This window comes from Myxococcus sp. CA039A (genome assembly GCF_013336645.1).
In the GTDB taxonomy this organism is placed as follows: domain Bacteria; phylum Myxococcota; class Myxococcia; order Myxococcales; family Myxococcaceae; genus Myxococcus; species Myxococcus llanfairpwllgwyngyllgogerychwyrndrobwllllantysiliogogogochensis.
This window is the reverse complement of the sequence record NZ_JABUMQ010000676.1, coordinates 1-1,201: the sequence shown is the minus strand read 5'-3', so window position 1 is coordinate 1,201 and position 1,201 is coordinate 1. Positions and strand designations below refer to the sequence as shown.

The following is a 1,201-nucleotide window of genomic DNA, read 5'->3' as shown; positions in this document are numbered from 1 at the left end:
CCCCCGCAGGTCCTCCCCTCCGCCGCCGTGAGCTCCGGTGGCGCCATGGTCGGACTGTCCGGGACGTGGCCGTGACTTCGAGGAATCCCATGCGAAAAATCTGGACGCTCGGAGCGATGGGCACGGCGCTCGCGGCGGTGCTTTCCGCGGGGGGCTGCTACGACTTCGACGCCGCGCAGAAGCGCTGCCGCGACGAGGGACGGTGCGAGCAGCAGGTCGTGCCAGACGCGGGCTGCATCCCCACCAACACCGGGGAGGACCCTCCGGACGATGAGTTCAAGGACTCCGACTGCGACGGCGTGGATGGTCGGGCCAGCGCGGGCCTCTTCATCGACCCGGTGTACGGCGACGACGTCGCCGGCACGGGCACCCGCGAGGCTCCGCTGCGCACCGTGCGCCACGCGCTCGGGCTGCTGCGCCAGTGGGACGGCGGCGCCCCGACGCGGCTGTACCTCGCGGGCGGCACCTATGACGAGGGCGAGCTGGTGCTGGACATGCCCGTCTCCGTGCACGGTGGCTATTCGGGGCGCGACGGCGGCTGGGGACGCGTCAGTGGCCAGGTGGCCGTGTTGGACAACGGCGGCACGACGGGCCTCACCGTGCGGGGCGTGACGGACGCGGGAATCGTACTGGAGTACCTGCACATCCGCTCCGCGGACGCGGTGGAGCCCGGGCAGCCCTCCATCGCCTTGAAGGTCATCGACGCTTCGGGCGTGCGGCTGCGTCACACCGTGCTGGAGGCGGGACGCGGCGCGACGGGTGCACAGGGCCTGACTGGCGATGCGGGCGCGGAGGGTCCGGTGGGCCTGGTGGGCGCGGTCACCACGGGAAACCCGAGGGTGATACCGGGAATCGGAGGTGAAGGCGGCGTCAACGTCCTCTGTCCCGGCGTCGGCGGAAGCGCTGGAGGCCGAGGCGCGAATGGCGCGCACCTGACCTCGGGTGCCGACGGCGGCCCGGGCGAGCCGGGCCCCTCATCCGGAGCCCCGTTGCTGGGAGGCGCTGGAGGAATCGGCGGCGACAAGACCGAGTTCACCTGTCCGGCAAGCGGCCTCTGCATCTGCGTCGCGGGGACGGGCACGCACGGCGGCAGGGGAGCCCAGGGGGGCGGAGGCGACGCGGGCTCGAGCGGTTCCGGCCTGGGGGTGCTCTCCAAGGAGAACCAGACCTGGTCGGTGGGCGTTGAGCAGCAAGGAGGAAT

The 1,201-nt window shown here is 72.4% G+C and carries 1 pseudogene; it reads left to right on the top strand.

Annotated features, from left to right (window positions below):
• Positions 1-89: 89 nt before the first annotated feature.
• Positions 90-1,201, top strand: a pseudogene (locus tag HR086_RS46965) (hypothetical protein); the annotation flags it as partial.